This is a genomic window from Pseudoalteromonas sp. S1610 (assembly GCF_005887465.1).
Classification (GTDB): Bacteria; Pseudomonadota; Gammaproteobacteria; order Enterobacterales; family Alteromonadaceae; genus Pseudoalteromonas; species Pseudoalteromonas undina.
Map to the genome: position 1 here is coordinate 46,406 of NZ_PNDI01000038.1, position 17,810 is coordinate 64,215.

A 17,810-nucleotide genomic window follows, 5' to 3' on the forward strand; every position below is an offset into this window, starting at 1 on the left:
AAGCACTGATTAGTGCGCCGATTTTGTAGGAAATTCAAACTAAATGATATTTGTCATAAAACAGACTTTTATGACAAATAGACTAAACTCAAATTATACCTAAGTAATTAATCAAGTTTATTAGTCACACTGATTAGTTTATTGGGTATAGCATAAAAATCATAAAACGTAAGGAAAGTGCTATGGAAAAAGCTTCGAACCTTGATAGTAAAATGTATGTGCTAGATACCAATGTATTGCTTCATGAACCCCTCGCGTATTTGTCATTTCAAGAACACCAAGTGGTTATTCCAATGACTGTATTGGAAGAGCTTGATCACATTAAAGATAGAAAACACGATGTAAGTCGCGATGCCCGAGTGGCCATTCGTGGACTTGATGGAGTGCTCAGCCAGGCCTCTCCCGAGCAAATGTTACAAGGGGTTGCGCTACCAAGTAATAAACAAGGCGGATTAACGGGAAGCTTACTGATTGTAAATGACCATTTATTTGCCGATTCTATTTCCGGCTTACCGGGCAATGAAAACGACCACCGCATTATTAATTGCGCGGTGCACTTACAAAATCAGCACAGTGATAAAAAAGTCATACTGGTTACTAAAGATATCAACATGCGCTTAAAAGCCAAAGGGGCGGGGCTTAAATATGTTGAAGATTACCGTACCGATCAGCTTATTGACGATATCGCCTTACTTACCAGCGGCTATAAAAAAATTACTGGTGATTTTTGGCAGCATGTTGGCGAGTGTAACACTGAGCAACACGGGCGTGAAACAGTCCATCATATCCCTAAAGATTTAATCCCAGATGTGTTTTGTAATGAGTATTTACTTGATGATGGCGATCAGTTTGCCGCTAGAGTCAAATCTTACGATGGTGAGCATATTACCATTAAAGATATTGGAGCAGAGCGACTAATGCATCAAAGTGCTTGGGGAATAAAGCCAAAAAATATTTACCAAGCAATGGCACTAGATGCACTGCTCGATACCTCTATTGAACTTGTTATTTTAACCGGCCCTGCGGGGTGTGGTAAAACCTTACTCGCGCTTGCTTGTGCACTTGAGATGGTGATTGAAAAAGGTGTTTACGATAAAGTGATTGTAACCCGAAACACCCCTGAAATTGCGGAATCGATTGGCTTTTTACCTGGCACCGAGGAAGAGAAAATGGCGCCTTGGCTGGCTGCCATAACCGATACCTTAGAGGTGCTGCATAAAGGAGATGAGAACCCTGTTTCAAGCCGTAATTACATTATGGAAAAAGCCAATGTTCAGTTTAAATCGGTGAACTTTATGCGTGGGCGAAGCATTCAAAATGCGGTGGTGATTTTAGATGAAAGCCAAAACTTAACGGCTTCTCAGCTCAAAACCATAATTACCCGCTGTGGTGAAGGAACTAAACTTATTTGTACCGGAAATTTAGCACAAATAGACAGTAATTATTTAACCGCTGTTACCTCAGGGCTTACCTATATTGTGGAGCGATTTAAGCACTTTGAAGGCGGCGCTACTGTTAATCTTAATGGTGTAGTAAGAAGTCGACTAGCGTCATTTGCAGAGGAGAATTTATAAGTGTTCTTTGGCTCGATAATCTACTATTTTATTATCGAGCCAAAAATTAAGTATTTAATCTAGGTGATTCATCGCTTATTAAAGCGCTTAATTACACGTCAACAGTTTGACGTTTAATTAATACGTATACCTAGCTTGTCAAATATCTACACATCGATCTTCAGAAAAAAGATATGAATTTATTTAAAGCTATGCCAGGTCTATTTAAGTTCATTACTTGTTCATGTCTCGTTAGGCATTTTTGATAAATAATAAGCTTTGACTGTATTAAACAGTAATTGATACATTCTTTTTATAGGAGCGTACGTTATTAAATGTGAAGGGGTAACCATACTAGTGAAATGGTACGCTTAGTGCATAGTTTAAAAGGGATAGCAGGAAATTTAGGTTTTAACCGATTATTATTGTGTGCTCAACACACTGAGCAAGTATTAAAAGCGGACGGCAAGCACGCTGCAGCTGCAATTAAATAATTAATAATACAGTTAGAGCGAGTGCAAATTTATATAAAAAGTTTAGATGTAAGCAATGATAAATAAAGCAAAAATATTAATTGTAGATGACGATGCGCTTAACCGAATCATTTTAGAAAGAACTTTAAGTGATGAGCATGAGGTTTACTTAGTGGCAAGTGGCGAAGAGGCGTTGACATTTGTTAAGCATACGCAGGTAGATTTAATTATTTTAGACATCATGATGCCTGGCATGAATGGTTACGACGTGCTGGTGGAACTTAAAGAAAGTAGCCTTAGCCATGCGATCCCCATTATTTTTATCTCAGCGAACAGCTCTCATGAAGACGAAGCAAAAGGTTTAGAATTAGGCGCAATGGATTACATTGTAAAGCCATTTTGTGCCTCAATTGTTAAAGTGCGTGTACGCAATCAACTACTTATTAAGCAAAAAAACGATTTATTAGAAATGCTTGCGTCTATTGATGGTTTAACAGAAATACCTAACAGACGTTATTTAGATGAAAATTTAGAGCGAGAGTGGCGAAGAAGTAAGCGTAATAACTCTTCCATTTGTGTATTGCTTATCGATATTGACCACTTTAAGCGCTATAACGATTGTTACGGTCATCGTGCTGGCGATGAGTGTTTAAAAGCTGTGGCGCAAACACTAGCGGCGCAATGTGAGCGCGGCAGTGATTTTGTTGCCCGTTATGGTGGCGAAGAGTTTGTAGCCGTATTACCAGAAACCAATCAGCAAGGGGCTATTGCATTTGCTAATAAGTTACGTGAAGCCATTAATGATTTGAATATAGAGCACAACGCATCGTTAAATGCTCCACACATTACTATTAGCATTGGTATTGCCTCAAGTGAGAGCAGTCAAGCATACACAGAGAAGGCATTGCTAGAAGAGGCTGACTCTGGTTTATATAATGCTAAAAAGTCAGGGCGCAATGCGATTGAATTGGCGCCCATAGGAACATATGAGCGTTTAGTTTGTCAGCATTGATAGTGCTGAGCTGCCAATACCCACTAATTTGTCATTTTTAAATACTAATGGTGTGCATTCATCCTTGGTCATTTTTCCATCTGAATGAATGCTGTGTGTTGCGTAAAACAACACTTGGTAAACATCATCCTGTTTTTTTAATAATTCAGTGAAATTAGGTGTTTTTAGTTGGTTTAATACTGACTGATACGAGCTATCCATTGCCAGACCTGAAATGATTTCACGATTGTTTTTATGTGTGGCCTGCCAGCTTGAAGAACTATTGCCTGCCCAATGACCTTCTGCTTCGCCATCAGATACAGCGATTACACAACCCGTTAAAAAAGGAGCAGTTAGTGCAGCAATTAAAAGTGTTTTTTTCATTTTGTTATTCCCTAGATGATTAATTAAAAACAATGTAGCAAAGACCAAGCCAGTTTTTAAATTCTTAAAAATCAATGGGTTGTTTTTGTTGTGTTTGGTGGGGTGGTGGCTTTTTTAAAATATAAATCTAAAAAGCCACTTTTTAGTAATTTTGACTAAGTTACTTTTATGGCATTAAACCAAGCGGTTACGCGACTCGTGTTGACTAAATGCTGCAATATTTAAACTCACTTCTTTTACTAAGCGCACGATAGATTCAGTGCTCGCCCACGCTATATGTGGGGTAAGTAGTAAATTATCACCCGTATAATTAGCCAGAGGATTAGTAAGCTCAGCGGGCTCTTTGGTCAGCACATCAACGCCGGCACCGGCAATAATATTGGCTTTTAATGCTTCTACTAAGTCTGCTTCATTGATTATCCCGCCGCGTGCGGTATTAATAATTAGCGCAGTCGGTTTCATCATTTTTAATTCATTAAGTGTAATTAAGTCGCGTGTTTCATCATTAAGTGGGCAGTGAACGCTAATAATGTCTGCTGTTTTTATTGCTATTTCAAACGGGGTGCGTCCGTCGCGACACGCTGTGCCTTTGCGCTCTGCAACAATCACCTCAGCGCCAAACGCTTCAGCTACTTTAGATACTGCCTTACCCAAAGTACCTCCGCCAATAATAGCCAATGTTTTACCTTGAATGTCATTAAAGCTGTAATCAAGTCGACAAAACATGTCACTTTTTTGCCATGCGTCTTGCTGGCAATCCGCTTGATAGCGGTGAGTATTACCTAACAAGTTAGTGATCAACGAAAAGGTATGCTGAACAACAGAAGGGGTTGAATAACCGGCAACATTGGTAACTGCAATGCCTAAGTCTTTTGCGGCATCTAAATCAACATTATTAGTGCCAGTTGCACTGACACAAATGAGTTTCAACGATTTTAATTGTGTCATAGTGTCACGATTAATTACTACTTTGTTAGTGATTAACACCTCGGCATTTTGGCTATGTGCCAACACTTGCTCTGGGCTAGTTAGCTGATGCACGGTAAGATCTCCAAGTGCTGAGATACCATCAAGTGAGGTGTTTGCCAGTGTGGCGTTATCAAGAATTGTTATGTTCACGATGTGTCCTAATAGTGTATGTGTAAAAAGAATGATAATCCCAGTACGCGAAGTGCTTGTGTTAAAAAGAGTATCATCTATTTGAATATTATTGGGTTTATCAGATTGCGTTTACATTAGCAGTTGTAGAGCTATATTTAAATGTGGTCTGCCCACTGAGGGTTAACTTGCATGTTATTATGGCCAACTGCCTTGCTAAGTTAACTTGAACAAAGTGCAATTAGTAAGGTCTATCCATTTGAATTAATAATTAATAGCTATAGTTTATACACATGAGGCAGTTAGTCTGACAATAATGCTCAGTACTAAACTATAACGCTATGAAAACTCAGTAAATCGAACTTTAGTATTGCTAGTTTCGTACTTTTGCTTGAGTTATAATCAAAATCAGACATAACGGGACGTTTTAGCGTGTCGTTTTTAACTTTGTAGATGCAGTAAATGATTGAATTAGAAGATAAGTACGCAGATATAAGACCTTACAATGACGATGAAGTTGCCGCCTCATTAACGCGATTAATTAACGATAATGCGTTTCTTGATGTGATAGCAAAGTACAATTTGCCACGCTTTATATCCGCAGTTGGGTTTTTAGCACGCGCTATAATAAAACATCAGTTGCGTAAAAAGTGGGGCAAAGTTAAAACAGTTGAAGATGTACAAAACGAAGTGGCGCATTATTTAAATAAATTAGTAAGGCGCACCACATCAAACGTTACTTTTTCAGGTTTAGAGGCATTAGACCCTAATCAAGCCTATCTTTTTGTTTCAAATCATAGAGACATTGTACTTGACCCTGCATTAGTTAATTGGGGCCTTTATCAGCATAAAATGAAAACAGTGAGAATTGCGATTGGTGATAACTTATTGCAAATTCCTTACATTACTGAGCTTATGCGTTTGAATAAAAGCTTTATTGTAAAACGCTCAGCTAAAGCGCCAAAAGAGATGTTAAAAGCGTTGACTCAGTTATCGGCTTATATTTATGACTCGCTTACTAGTGGGCATTCTATTTGGATTGCTCAAAAAGAAGGTCGGGCTAAAGACGGTGTAGATCAAACCGATCCTGCACTGTTAAAAATGCTACAACTAAATGGACGTAAACAAAAGAAAGAGTTTGGTGAGTACATTAAAGAGCTAAAAGTGGTGCCGGTTGCAATATCTTACCAATATGAACCCTGTGCAATAGCGAAGGCAAAAGAGCTCTATCATAAACAACACCATGGTAAATACGTGAAATCGGCGGGTGAAGATATTGCTAGTATTGTTGAAGGCTTTAGTTCAGCCAAAGGGCATGTGCACTTATCGTTTGGCCAGCCTATTCAGTCAGATTGCGATAGTGCAGATGAGCTGGCAAAAACCATTGATAAGCAAATAATTGATTCGTTTTATTTACACCCAGGCAACTATATTGCAGGTGGTTGTACTGAAGCGGTTATAAATAAAAATGATGCAGCACAATTTGCAGAGCGTTTAGCAAAAGTGCCAGAAGAATTAAGGCCTTTAGTACTAGCAATGTACGCTAAGCCCTACCATAGAAAAACACAAGTAGATGAACAAAGCTGTGAACATTAATTAACAGTTTAGGCGTAGATAAAAGCAGCAATTAATTTGCTGCTTTTTTTTTAAACAAAAATGGCGCTATACTCAAGCTATACTTTTTTATACTGGAGGGTTTGATGCAACAAATTGAAATATTTGATATTCCTAGCCCTTGTAAAGGTATTTGCTTGGTTAATAATCGGGGTTACTGCAAAGGATGTTATCGCAGTCGTGATGAGCGATTTTCGTGGAATTCGTTGACCAATGCGCAAAAAAAGAAAGTGTTGAGCCTATGCCAGCAACGCTATAAACGTTATTTACAGCAAAAAAATAAAGCTGCGCAAGCCGCTTCGCCAGCACAACAGCAAGGCTTTGATTTTTAAAATTGTAGTTTGTACTTTGATCTGAGTTTAGCGACCGTGCCATTGTTGTGTAATTTCTTAAGTGTAGCCTCAAGCTGTTGAGCAATACTCGCATGACTGTTATGTAAATAATGATAAAGCGGGTAGGTAGCAACCACTTGTTTTTCATAACAGCCTAAAGCGGGAGGAATGGTTTTATTGGCCATCGCAAAATCAATCAGTAATGCAGCTTCTACTTTTTGCTGGATCAGTAAATTTAATTGAGTGGTATTATTTTTTACCTCAATAACCTTGCCTTGAAAATCAATACTGTCTAAATATCGCTGTTGTACAGGGTAGCTGGCTATAATGGCAACGCTATCCATTGTTTTAGTAGAGCTGGGTTCACAGTGCTTATAAAGCTCAAGATTAAATTTGAATAACGGATAGTTAACCCGAATTAAGTTTTTGTATGCACTTTCAATACTAATATCACGAGCAAGCTGCCCATCTAACATGCCACTGTTTGCTGCAAATAATGCATTTTGACGATTAAAATCGATAATATTTAATTTAAAGCCCATATCTGTATACGCTAATTGTAATAGCTCAATAGTATAATTTGCTTGCTGGGTGTTCTGCGGGCGATTAAATGTATAGCTGTAACTATGGCCAAATGACGAATTACTAAAAATTAAACCTATTAATACAAGCAACCCTTTACAGTATTTAAACACGTCAGCAGTTCCTGTCTATTGGGGCAAATGGATAGGCGAGTATAATAACAAATTGGCTGTCTTTTGCCCAGTTTCTAGTCATAATCTAGCAGAGCCTATCATTAACAATTATTGATACCCTTAGACTATTTAAAGTAGATTCTTTTTATTCATTATAGAGTTAGTTTATTATAAGTTTAACCGTATAATCTAAGTTTTATCAGGCCAGTAAAAGAGGGGAATATGAGTTATAACCTGTGTGATTTACCACGAGAGCAAAAGTATCAGATTCAGCTAGATTACGAAGCTTCATTTTGGGCATATCAAATTAAGCGTGGCAAGAAAACGCGTGAGCAAGTTTATGATACCCTGCACAGCCGCCCAGTTGCAGAGCAAGGTTTTTTAAAGCAAAAATTTGAGCAATATTTGGCACTTATGCTAAGTTAGAGTTTACTTGCTATGATTGTTATTAAACAATTAGAATCAGTGAAAGCGCCTTTAATAAATAAGTTTTATACCTTATATAAAGTCCGCGGTCGCGCCAATAAACAAGACCAATTGTGGGTTGCTTACGATAACCACACTATTATTGCTGCGTGCCGCTTACAGCACAAACCGACTTTTTTATTTTTATCGACAGTTTTTGTGGCTCCTGCATATCGTTCCACTGGTGTGGCAACAAAGCTGCTAAGCACTCTTTTAAATCAGCAAGCCGACGCTGTTTACACCTTCGCTTACCAACACATTACTGATTTTTATCAGGCACTTGGTTTTAACCAGGTGTTAACATATACTCCTGCATTATTAACGCTATTTGATGCATATAAGCACCGAAATATTATCGCATTGAAATATCAGCAACCCTAAATCAGTAATAGGAAACACATGGGCATCAGTATTAATAGGTTTATCACAGCCATGTTTGTGCTATTTATGCTCATAAGCCATGCTGCAACAGCGCAAGTAAAACGGCTATCACCAAGCGAAGGGTTATCTCAAAGTTACGTTAATACTATGCTTATCGATAATAATGGCTATTTATGGCTCTCTACCGAAGGAGGGTTAAATCGCTACGACGGCTATCAGGTTATTCCAATTAATGGCCCAAATGGTGAGTTAGAAGAAGCCATTATTGATCGCATATACCAAGATCCAGAAGGGCAAATTTGGATTGCTTCCTTGTTAGCAGGGCTTTTTAGGTATGACCCGCAAACAGATACCTATCAGCAGTATTTAAAAAAACCAGTTACAGAAGAGCAAATTCTTCAGCAGTCTGTTTTTACCATGTTAGCCACAGATGATAAATCCTTGTGGGTTGGTCAAGGCAGAGTGTTTGCAAAACTTGATATAGCCAGTGGCTCTATTACTCCTTTATTTAAGCTGCCTGAGCAATTTGAAAATGCGTTTGTACGTACCTTGTTTCATTACAATGGCTATATCTTTATTGGCAGTACAGACGGTGCTTATGTATTTAATATTGCAACGCAACAAGTACGCCCCCTAGAGCATTTAAGCGAAACCGACGTACACATCTATCAAAACAATGTGAAGTCATTTGCACTGGGTGATAGTAATCAGTTATTGGTTGGAGCTGTTAAAGGCTTATATGCTGTTGATATTAGTAATATAGAGACATTGTTTAATAATAGTGAGCAGGTATTTACAAGTGAAAAGCTACTGGCTGACTTGAATGTTTGGGATATTGATAATCAGCAAGGGATTGTTGATTTAGCAACCGATAAAGGCCTGCTTAGTTTTAATTTAACTACCAAAATAGTGGTTAAAAATAAACGCATTCAACAAAGTAAATACACGCTTGCCGATACCAGTATTATTGATATGGTAAAAGATAAATCAGGTGGTATGTGGCTTGCGACTAAAACTGATGGTGCTTTTTATTTATCGGGTGACAACTATAAATTTTATAATGTAGAGGGCAGTGCTTTAGGAGGGGATGGATTTTCACATCACTCAGTCTGGGCAATTAAACAATTTCAAGATAAGTTATGGCTAGGTACTCATAATGGTTTAACGGCTGTTGATATAAAAAATAACACCTCAAGGGTGTATTTAAAAGATTATAAAGTTGATTTACTAACCACAGAATTTACCGTTTTCAAAATTATGCCTTATAAAAATAAACTCTGGTTACACTCAAACCGAGGACTGTTTATTTTTGACCCGCAAACCCAGCAGCTTACCCAACCTAAAACTGCCAGCCCCAAAAACCAAATATTTATAAACGATTGGATGCATGGTATTACCTTGCTAGAAAATGGTGATTTATATTTTGTTCACCCTGATCATGGCATGTTTAAATATAATGTTGATAGCCAGGTGCTAACTCCATTAAAGGGCGAATTTTCTCAATTTGACCCGTTTTTAGCCTATGGCTTTTTACCGCCATTACCCTCAAAGCCGCAGAGGCCGTTATTTTTTAGCGGTGGAGTGTTATACCAATTTAACCCGGATGAGCGCAGTTTAAACACCCTTTATAAAGTACCTAAACACCATGACAATGTTGCAGTGAGCATTCTCTCGTATGTTGAAGATAGGCAAGGGATTCTGTGGCTTTCTTTATCTAACTTTGGTTTGATTGGAATTGATGCCAATAGCTATGAATTAGTACATACCATTGATTTAGATAAAAATAAATTAGGCACACTATTATACGATATGGTGCTTGATGAAGAGGGAATGATTTGGATGAGTAGTCATAAAGGAATATGGAGATTAAACCCGAGCACCATCCATTTTCAGCAATTTACTACATCAGATGGGGTGCTTTCTGCTGAATTTAATAGTGGTGCTATGGCCAAATTAAATGACGGACGAATTGCCTATGGTAGCCTTAAAGGCTTTACTTACTTTGACCCTAAAGAGAATAAAAATAGCCAAGGTTTGTTAGATCACGTCAACATAACTCGCATTAACTTAATGTCTCGAGACTTGTCGCTTAACTTACAACAGCCATTAAAAAATATTACTTTAAATCATGATGATATAGGGCTTGAAATTGCATTTTCAGCGATGTCATTTAGCTTTCAAGAACGTATTATTTACGAATATCAGCTCGACAAAGGTAAAAAAAGTTATACCCGTAATAATCGCGTGGTGTTTCCTAAATTAAACCCCGGTAGCTATCAGTTAAAAGTCTGGGCAAAGGATCCGTTGACGGGTGACTATACCCCGCCAGCGACGTTAAATATTAAAGTGAAATACCCATTATGGCGCGCCCCTTACTTTTTAGCACTTTATGCTATTTTGTTATTCACAATAGTGACAGCTTGGGTAATGAGACGTAATAAAATACAGCGTATTTTATTAGCCGCACACAAAGAAAGCCAAGATAGCGAGGCACGTTTAAAGCTTGCGCTAGAGGGAAGTGAGTCGGGTGTTTGGGATTGGCAAGCGAGTCAGTTAAATATTTATCAGCCTAGATTGGTCAACGAGTTAGGTTATGAAGACGACTCAGTCAGTTTAGATGACTACTTAGATAAAGTTCATCCACAAGAGCGTGCCATTTTTAGGTTGGAGTGGTTAGAATTTTTATCAACCGACAAAGGATACTTTAACTGTACTTACCGACTACGTCATGCCAAAGGTCATTGGCGCTGGTACAAAGACTTTGGCAAAGTGGTTGAATGGGATGAAACAACACCGCAAAAAGTAGCGGGTACGTATACTAATATGACACGCGAAATGGTGTTTGAAGAACACGCTCGATTATTTACCGCCGCGTTTGAACAAACCCGAGATTGGGTATTTATTTTAGATAAAAACTTTAACATACGTGCTTCAAATAAGTCGCTGCAAACGGCTTTTGCTGTATCGGCAGAGCCTCGTTCAACTCGCTCGCTTAATTTAGGTTTGACTCGCAGTAGCTATTTTGACTATTTACGCATTATGCAAAAGCTTGAAGTAGGCGAGCACTTCTCATGTGAAGACACTGTGGTACTGGCTAATAAAGAGCAGCGTCATGTGTTAGTTAAAATAAGCGCTGTAGCGGATGAAAGTAAAAGGTTGAGTAGCTATGTGGTTATTTTAACGGATATTCATGCGCAAAAGTCAGCTGAAAACGAGCTGCACTTATTAACTAATTACGATTCATTAACGGGTTTGCCAAACAGAACTTTGTTTAATGACCGAGCTGTGCATGCCATAGATCAAGCGCGTCGTCATAACAGCAAAGTCGCTCTATTACATGTAAATATAAAACGCTTTAAATACTTTAACGACTCATTTGGTACAGAAAGCGCTGATGAGATCATTAAGCTGGTGGCAAACCGCTTAAAAACAGCATTACGCCCCTGTGATAGCATAGCGCGTTTAGGTGGTGATGAATTTGTTATTTTAGTTGAAGACATTCAGCAAATAGAAGAAGTATTACTTATATGCACCAAGCTTATGGATTGCGTGAGTATAGACATTGCTATGAATAACCAAAATGTAAATGTGCACCTTAGTATTGGTGTGGCGCTTTTCCCTGATGACGCTGCGTATTACAAGGCGCTGTTAAAAGCATCAAATGTGGCGCTCTATTATGCTAAAGATGGTTTAGAAGGGTGTTACAAGTTCTATAAACAAGAAATGAATCAAAGAGTTGAAAGGGCCCTGCATTTAGAGTCGCAATTGATCAAAGCGTATCACGAGCACGAGTTTTGTAATTATTATCAACCTATAATTAGTACATCTACACAAAAAACTGAGGGCTTTGAGGTATTACTACGCTGGCCTGAGAATCAACTAGCCAGTACTCAAGAGTTTGCAAATGTGGCTGAAAATATTGGTTTAATTACCAAAATTATGCTGCAAACATTTAAAAGAGCACTTGTACAGTTGGTGCGTTGGCGCAAGGTGAATCCCGATTTATATTTATCAATTAATTTATCGGCACTTGATTTTGAGTTTGCTGAGCTTATACCTGAAATTCGCCAAGCACTAAATAATGCAGCGCTGCCGCCCGAGGCTATTGTGTTTGAAATAACAGAGTCTATTTTAATGCGAGACTCAGACTATGCACTTAAAAATATGGATGCACTAAAGCAGCTCGGATGTAAGCTATACATGGATGACTTTGGAACAGGTTATGCTTCATTAACGTATTTAAAACGCTTCCCCATCGATGTATTAAAAATTGATCGTAGCTTTGTGCAAGATATTGGTATTGATTCGGATAATGAAGCGATTATTCAATCCACTCTTACTTTAGCCAGCAGTTTAGGTAAAGAGTGTATTGCTGAGGGGGTTGAAAGCGCACATCAATTGGCCTTCTTAAAAGCTCAAGGTTGCAGCTATTTCCAAGGGTACTTATTTAGTAAAGCGGTGCCTAAAGAGCAAGTACTTGAGCTCATTGAGCGCGATTGGCACCCTGTATTCTCACAAGCTTAAAGCGCCGTTTATTACATTGTTTTATTAAGGGCGCTTACCACAATGGCGACAAAACAAGTGTGAGCTGCGTTTATTAAGCTCCGCTTTTATCGCTTTATTAGCCTCTAACTTACTTAATCCAAGTTTGTAGCGAAGATCTTCAAGGTGATGTAATTGCTCGTCGGAGAGTTTACCATCGGTTATTTGCTCATGGGTGGCATCTTCAAATAACTGACGACGTTTACGAACTTGCTCTGAAAAGCTCGATGCTAATAAACCAGTGGGTATAGCCACCATGCCCATGCTGACTAGAGTGATGACACCACCAAACAGCTTACCAATGGGTGTTATTGGCACAACATCACCATAACCTACAGTCGTAAGTGTTGCCATTGCCCACCACATTGCGGCCGGAATTGAGCCAAACTTGTCTGGTTGAATGTCATGTTCTAATAAATAAATACCGCATGAAGCTAAAATAAGTACTACTGCCATAATAAAAAATGCAGCCAACAATGAACTTGATTCATCAATAAATGCCTGTAATAACAGCTGCATTGCCCGTGAATAACGAGTGAGTTTAAATACTCTTAATAAACGTAGTACGCGTAAAAAACGTAAGTCTAAAGCAAAGAAAAACATTAATAGACTTGGCAAAATGGCGATTAAATCGATGATAGCCAGTGGTGATAAAATATAGCGGATCCGCTTTTGTGTATTGGAGCAATCCATAGAGGCGTATTTTACTCTATCTACACAGGTCCAAGCACGTATTAGGTATTCAGCACTAAATATGGCAACCGATACCAGCTCTAACATTAAAAATTCGTTGTAGTACTCAGTGGCAATGCTGTGCACTGATTCGAGTACGATGGCCACCACATTTATCATAATAATAGTGATTAGTAGGGCATCTAAAAAGTGACCGGCCCGTTGGTACTTACCTGAAGACTCAAATACTTGGTTGATGGTTTGTCTAAGTTTCTGCATAATAATTATTATAATGTGAGTAACATATTGATACTGCCTTCTTCAAAATCACGACTAATTTTAAATCCGAGTTTACGAGCCAGCTCAATCATGCCAGTGTTTTCAGGTAGGGTGATCCCCTCAACGGTTTTTACCCCTTGGCGCTTACAATGAGAAATTGCTGCATTCATTAAAATACGCCCTAATCCAAGCCCTTGGCAATCAGAACGTACTACAATAGCAAACTCTGCTTGTAAGTTATCTGGGTCCATAATCACTCGTGAAACCCCTAGGGTGTGCTGTTGCTCGTCTTGTGTTTGGGTAACAATAAACGCCATTTCGCGGTCGTAATCAATTTGCGTCATTTTCGCGAGTTGATCGTGGTTAAATTGTGGTAACTCACCAAAAAAGCGTTTATACCTATCTTCTTTAGTTAATGACTGGTCAAACGCTTGATGTGCTTGCTCATCTTCAGGTTTGATTGGTCTGAGCGTTGCTAAGGTATTATTTTTTAAAGTGACTAGTTCAACTAGTTCAATAGGGTAAGGACGAATAGATAAACGTTTTCGGTGTGCTTGAATTTGATATTGGCTCAAATTCATGGTGGCATCAAGTACTAAAAACTGGCCATTACTAGCTAGAATAGGGTTTAGCTCTAATGAGGTGATATCCGGTTGATCTACAACCAATTGAGAAATTCGAGTTAGTAGTGAACACAAGCGATATTTATCTACTTTTTCTGGCAGAACACGATCTTTAAGTACGCCTTTATCATGGGCGGCGGCAATTAAATATTTAGCTAGGTTCATATTCAGTGGTGGCAAAGCGACTGCGGCTTGTGCATATTCAAGCCCTGTACCGGCTTCACCTAATAAAATAACCGGCCCAAAATTAGGCTCTGTTTTAATGGCTATACGCAGCTCGTTAGCTCCCGCTCGAGGTGCCATTTTTTGTAATGAAAAACCATCTATAATGGCATCAGGGTAGGTGTTTTTTATTCTTAACAGCATGGCAAATGCGGTTTGCTCTACCTCTTGCGCATCATTGAGGTTTAGTACGACACCGCCGACTTCAGACTTAGAGGGAATACTGGGGCTAATCAATTTCAATGCCACTGGAAAGCCCAGCTCTATTGCTTGCTCTTTGGCTTCGGTTGGAGTGTAGGCAACTTCAGTTTGAATACAGTCAATGCCGTAACTACTTAAAATATGACTTGCTTGATGGGTTGATAAGTAATGTTGTTCATCATTTAAAAACTCTTTTATAGTCGCTTTCGCTGCTGCTTTATTAATAGTGGCATCGTCAGTATTTGATTCTGGCGTTTGAGTTAAATGCTTTTGGTTACGACGATAGCTTACTAAGTGCATAAAGGCGCCTACCGCCCCTTCTGGGGTACGATAGGTAGGGATGGCGTTATTAGCGCAGATGCGTCTTGCAGCAAAAGCAGCATCTTCTCCCATAAAATTAGTAATTACATACGGGCGTGCCATTTTCGGTAATTTATTTAGCGCCTCAACAATAACCTGAGCGTAATTTTCACTCGGAGCCAATGCCGATGGAGTGTGGATGATCAGTAAGTTTTTAACTTCTTTAGCATTTAGTAATATTTCCAACGCATGCTTATAACGTACTGGCGCAGAATCGCCAAATATATCGACCGGATTGGCAGCGGTGTCTGAATGCGGGATCACTTTATTAAGTGCTTCGCGAGTTTCATCACTGAGCTGAGCAAGTTTTCCTGAGCTTTGAATGAGTTCATCAACCGCCATCACTCCAGGGCCGCCACCATTGGTTAATATGGTAAGTTGCTCTACTTGCAGTAACTTAGGATGCATTGCCAAGGTTTGGGTGGCGGCAAAGAGCTCACGTAAGTCGTTTACTCTTAGCATACCCGCACGTTGAAACATGGCATCATATACCGCATCTGAGCTTTGCTTTCCGCCGGTGTGTATTTCAGCGGCGAGAGCCCCTGCGCTGGTTCTGCCAGTTTTAATAGCAATAACAGGTTTAGAAAATGCGGCTGCTCGAGCGGCAGAAATAAAGCTGCGGATATCATCAATATTATCGATGTACAGTAAGATGGCTTTGGTTTTAGCATCACGGCCTAAAAAGTCGAGTATTTCGTCAAACTCAATATCTAAACAATCCCCCATAGATACAAAGTATGAAAAGCCAATTTCTTTATTTTTTGCCCAATCAAGAATAGTTGAGCAAACTGCTGCAGATTGCGATACAAAAGCCAGTTTACCTGGCGTGGCAACAGTATGAGAAAAGCTTGCATTTAAGCCTATATGCGGAATAAGTAACCCTAAACAATTTGAGCCAAGCAGGGTGACTTTATGCTTAGCTGCGTTCTCTTTGAGTGCCTTTTTTTGAACTGTGGTTAAGCCATCCGCAATAATAATGGCACTATGACAGCCAAGTGTACCTAGCTGCTCAATAATTTTCATTAAGGTGTTTTTATTGGTACAGATAACGGCTAAATCAGGCACTTTAGGTAAGGCTTCAATACTGGGGTAAGCCAATACGCCGTGTACCGCTGTATGATTTGGGGTAACGGGCATAATAGGCCCTTTAAAGCCACCTTGCAGTAAGTTACGCATTACCACATTACCCGCGCGAGTGGCGGTGTTTGATGCCCCAATAACAGCGACAGAGCTTGGGTTAAAAAACTGGTTAATACGTTTTAGACTCATTGCGTTTCCTTGGCTGATTAAGTTTTGCGTTCTGTACTGTCTCAATGTAACCTGTTTATTGTGTTTTTTCGAGCGTGAACATGCTTATTATTGATATTGGTCAAGGAGAGTGAAGTGAATAAAATATCGAATGTAACCGTTGTTATGGCAGCAGTTTGTTTAAGCATCGGCTTAATTGCATTGGGCTTTATCATTAAAGGAGCTGCGCTTGATATTAAAGGCATGGAGCGCACTGTTCAGGTAAAAGGTTTAGCAGAGCGTGAAGTGGTCGCTGATACTGTTATTTGGCCGCTGCAGTTTAATGACGCCGATAACAACCTTGAAAAGCTTGTTGAGCGAGTTGAGCAAAAAAATGATGCCGTAATTGCCTTTTTAAAGCTACATGGCTTTGACGATGAAGAAATATCGACAGGCACTCAATCTATTATTGATAAACAAGCGCGTGAATACGCGAACGACAATCAAAAGTTTAGATACGTTATTAGCTCAAATATTATTGTTTACTCTAATGCCCCCGATAAAGTTAAAAACGCACTGAGTAAAGTGAGTCAGTTAGCTAAGCAAAATATAGCCATAGTCCAAGATAACTATCAAACTCGTATTGAATATATTTTTACTGGGCTTAACGATATAAAACCTGCCATGGTGCAAGAGGCCACAGAAAAAGCCCGTGAAGTAGCAAATAAATTCGCGAAAGATTCAAACTCACTTTTAGGTAAAATTAAAACCGCACGCCAAGGGCAGTTTAGTATTAGCGATCGGGATTCAAACACACCGCAAATTAAAAATGTACGCGTGGTTACCAGCGTAGAATATTACTTATCAGATTAGTGCCGCTACTTGTTCAGTAGAGCGCTGTAAATATGCGGCGCTTAACAGCAAGGTAATTTCGCTTGGAGGGTCGTTTTTTAATGCCTCAAGCAATTGTAATTTTGCTCTAGGATTTTGTTTTTGTTCTATTTCCATTAATGCCAGTAAGGCTGAAAACTCATGTTTTACCGGTATGTTGGGCTTATGTGCATAAACGATATAGCTGGCCACAGGAGTGAGCCCGTACTGATTGATTTGCGCCAATGCATGCAGTAACTCTTCATTAGATTCAAATAACATTAACGAGCGAACATAGTTAAAAGGCAATTGACTCGGCGCTGCGTGCTTGAACACATTATGTAACACGTTATTGCCATGGCTATCTGTACTAATAAAGCCTTTATTTAATTTAAGCGCAGGAGTAAAAAAGCTCAGCGCATCTAAACTGGTTAGCTGCTCAATAAACTGCGCTGGTGGCGTATTGCTCGCTAAAATTCGCACGGCAATATTTTGCATAAAATCGTATTTAATACTCATGCGTAACGCGCTTTCAAACAGGTAATTAAGCTGCATCACTTTTTGAGCGTCAGTGAGCTTTTTAAAGTCGTTATCAAGCTCATCAAACTGTTGTTGTTTAATACGCGCATTGAGTAGCTGTATGCTTAGATCCATTCTGTTCTCCTTGAATACCTACTTTATCCTAGCTTAATTTTTTGCTTTATAAAACAAAAGGCCGCAATTGCGACCTTTTATATGTTTAAGTAGTTACTAGGGTCTGTTTACCTTTGTGGATTAAAATTTGTTCAAACTAGGGGCGGTTTAATCGCGGCGCGAGGTTTGTAACCT

The 17,810-nt window shown here is 39.1% G+C and carries 15 protein-coding genes; 9 read left to right on the top strand and 6 right to left on the bottom strand.

Annotation, left to right across the window (positions count from 1 at the left end):
* The first annotated feature begins 182 nt into the window (after positions 1–182).
* The 3 genes from CWB77_RS13415 (at position 183) to CWB77_RS13425 (ending at position 3,038) form a co-directional block, all read left to right on the top strand.
* Complete coding sequence (locus CWB77_RS13415) at positions 183–1,574, top strand: PhoH family protein (protein WP_010391619.1); 1,392 nt, start codon at positions 183–185, stop codon at positions 1,572–1,574.
* 341 nt (positions 1,575–1,915) lie between these two features.
* On the top strand, positions 1,916–2,047 hold the full coding sequence (locus CWB77_RS13420; RefSeq protein ID WP_226916168.1) for an Hpt domain-containing protein: 132 nt from the start codon (positions 1,916–1,918) through the stop codon (positions 2,045–2,047).
* A gap of 55 nt (positions 2,048–2,102) precedes the next feature.
* The gene (locus CWB77_RS13425; protein ID WP_138623132.1) at positions 2,103–3,038 is read left to right on the top strand and encodes a GGDEF domain-containing response regulator; all 936 of its coding nucleotides are present in this window, start codon (positions 2,103–2,105) and stop codon (positions 3,036–3,038) included.
* On the opposite strand, the gene CWB77_RS13430 is transcribed toward CWB77_RS13425, so the two are convergent.
* Entirely contained in the window at positions 3,021–3,401 is a 381-nt protein-coding gene (locus CWB77_RS13430) for a DUF3192 domain-containing protein (protein ID WP_008113368.1), read from the bottom strand. The two genes, CWB77_RS13425 and CWB77_RS13430, sit on opposite strands and share 18 nt — an antisense overlap.
* 174 nt (positions 3,402–3,575) lie before the next feature.
* On the bottom strand, positions 3,576–4,520 hold the full coding sequence (locus CWB77_RS13435) for a D-2-hydroxyacid dehydrogenase (protein WP_138623134.1): 945 nt from the start codon (positions 4,518–4,520) through the stop codon (positions 3,576–3,578).
* A 441-nt stretch (positions 4,521–4,961) separates the two neighbouring features.
* On the opposite strand from CWB77_RS13435, the gene CWB77_RS13440 reads away from it, so the two are divergent.
* Entirely contained in the window at positions 4,962–6,095 is a 1,134-nt protein-coding gene (locus CWB77_RS13440; protein WP_008113364.1) for a 1-acyl-sn-glycerol-3-phosphate acyltransferase, read from the top strand.
* Between the two features lie 104 nt (positions 6,096–6,199).
* Positions 6,200–6,445, top strand: coding sequence for a DUF1289 domain-containing protein (locus tag CWB77_RS13445; RefSeq protein ID WP_036934167.1), 246 nt, complete (start codon positions 6,200–6,202; stop codon positions 6,443–6,445).
* On the opposite strand, the gene CWB77_RS13450 is transcribed toward CWB77_RS13445, so the two are convergent.
* Positions 6,442–7,140, bottom strand: a complete 699-nt coding sequence (locus CWB77_RS13450; RefSeq protein WP_055012514.1) for a transporter substrate-binding domain-containing protein — start codon at positions 7,138–7,140, stop codon at positions 6,442–6,444. The two genes, CWB77_RS13445 and CWB77_RS13450, sit on opposite strands and share 4 nt — an antisense overlap.
* A 222-nt stretch (positions 7,141–7,362) precedes the next feature.
* Between CWB77_RS13450 and CWB77_RS13455 the strand changes: the two genes are divergently transcribed.
* From CWB77_RS13455 to CWB77_RS13465, 3 genes are read left to right on the top strand one after another with little or no spacing between them, the layout of a single operon-like run.
* On the top strand, positions 7,363–7,566 hold the full coding sequence (locus CWB77_RS13455; RefSeq protein WP_008113353.1) for a DUF3283 family protein: 204 nt from the start codon (positions 7,363–7,365) through the stop codon (positions 7,564–7,566).
* A gap of 12 nt (positions 7,567–7,578) precedes the next feature.
* Positions 7,579–7,986, top strand: coding sequence for a GNAT family N-acetyltransferase (locus CWB77_RS13460; protein WP_138623136.1), 408 nt, complete (start codon positions 7,579–7,581; stop codon positions 7,984–7,986).
* 18 nt (positions 7,987–8,004) lie between these two features.
* Positions 8,005–12,510, top strand: coding sequence for an EAL domain-containing protein (locus tag CWB77_RS13465; protein ID WP_138623138.1), 4,506 nt, complete (start codon positions 8,005–8,007; stop codon positions 12,508–12,510).
* A 24-nt stretch (positions 12,511–12,534) separates the two neighbouring features.
* On the opposite strand, the gene CWB77_RS13470 is transcribed toward CWB77_RS13465, so the two are convergent.
* Positions 12,535–13,479 carry an ion transporter gene (locus CWB77_RS13470; RefSeq protein ID WP_008113346.1) on the bottom strand — a complete coding sequence of 315 codons (945 nt, stop codon included), beginning with the start codon at positions 13,477–13,479 and terminating at the stop codon, positions 12,535–12,537.
* A gap of 8 nt (positions 13,480–13,487) precedes the next feature.
* Positions 13,488–16,154 carry a bifunctional acetate--CoA ligase family protein/GNAT family N-acetyltransferase gene (locus CWB77_RS13475; RefSeq protein ID WP_138623140.1) on the bottom strand — a complete coding sequence of 889 codons (2,667 nt, stop codon included), beginning with the start codon at positions 16,152–16,154 and terminating at the stop codon, positions 13,488–13,490.
* A 114-nt stretch (positions 16,155–16,268) separates the two neighbouring features.
* Between CWB77_RS13475 and CWB77_RS13480 the strand changes: the two genes are divergently transcribed.
* Complete coding sequence (locus tag CWB77_RS13480; RefSeq protein ID WP_075169840.1) at positions 16,269–16,985, top strand: SIMPL domain-containing protein; 717 nt, start codon at positions 16,269–16,271, stop codon at positions 16,983–16,985.
* Here CWB77_RS13480 and CWB77_RS13485 read toward each other — a convergent pair.
* On the bottom strand, positions 16,977–17,636 hold the full coding sequence (locus tag CWB77_RS13485; protein ID WP_138623142.1) for a hypothetical protein: 660 nt from the start codon (positions 17,634–17,636) through the stop codon (positions 16,977–16,979). The two genes, CWB77_RS13480 and CWB77_RS13485, sit on opposite strands and share 9 nt — an antisense overlap.
* Positions 17,637–17,810: the final 174 nt, after the last annotated feature.

Excerpts from the sequence above, each read along its gene's own strand:
- CWB77_RS13415 (WP_010391619.1), top strand. The coding sequence starts at position 183 with ATGGAAAAAGCTTCGAACCTTGATAGTAAAATGTATGTGCTAGATACC.
- CWB77_RS13420 (WP_226916168.1), top strand. The coding sequence starts at position 1,916 with ATGGTACGCTTAGTGCATAGTTTAAAAGGGATAGCAGGAAATTTAGGT.
- CWB77_RS13425 (WP_138623132.1), top strand. The coding sequence starts at position 2,103 with ATGATAAATAAAGCAAAAATATTAATTGTAGATGACGATGCGCTTAAC.
- CWB77_RS13430 (WP_008113368.1), bottom strand. The coding sequence starts at position 3,401 with ATGAAAAAAACACTTTTAATTGCTGCACTAACTGCTCCTTTTTTAACG.
- CWB77_RS13440 (WP_008113364.1), top strand. The coding sequence starts at position 4,962 with ATGATTGAATTAGAAGATAAGTACGCAGATATAAGACCTTACAATGAC.
- CWB77_RS13445 (WP_036934167.1), top strand. The coding sequence starts at position 6,200 with ATGCAACAAATTGAAATATTTGATATTCCTAGCCCTTGTAAAGGTATT.
- CWB77_RS13455 (WP_008113353.1), top strand. The coding sequence starts at position 7,363 with ATGAGTTATAACCTGTGTGATTTACCACGAGAGCAAAAGTATCAGATT.
- CWB77_RS13460 (WP_138623136.1), top strand. The coding sequence starts at position 7,579 with ATGATTGTTATTAAACAATTAGAATCAGTGAAAGCGCCTTTAATAAAT.
- CWB77_RS13465 (WP_138623138.1), top strand. The coding sequence starts at position 8,005 with ATGGGCATCAGTATTAATAGGTTTATCACAGCCATGTTTGTGCTATTT.
- CWB77_RS13470 (WP_008113346.1), bottom strand. The coding sequence starts at position 13,479 with ATGCAGAAACTTAGACAAACCATCAACCAAGTATTTGAGTCTTCAGGT.
- CWB77_RS13475 (WP_138623140.1), bottom strand. The coding sequence starts at position 16,154 with ATGAGTCTAAAACGTATTAACCAGTTTTTTAACCCAAGCTCTGTCGCT.
- CWB77_RS13485 (WP_138623142.1), bottom strand. The coding sequence starts at position 17,636 with ATGGATCTAAGCATACAGCTACTCAATGCGCGTATTAAACAACAACAG.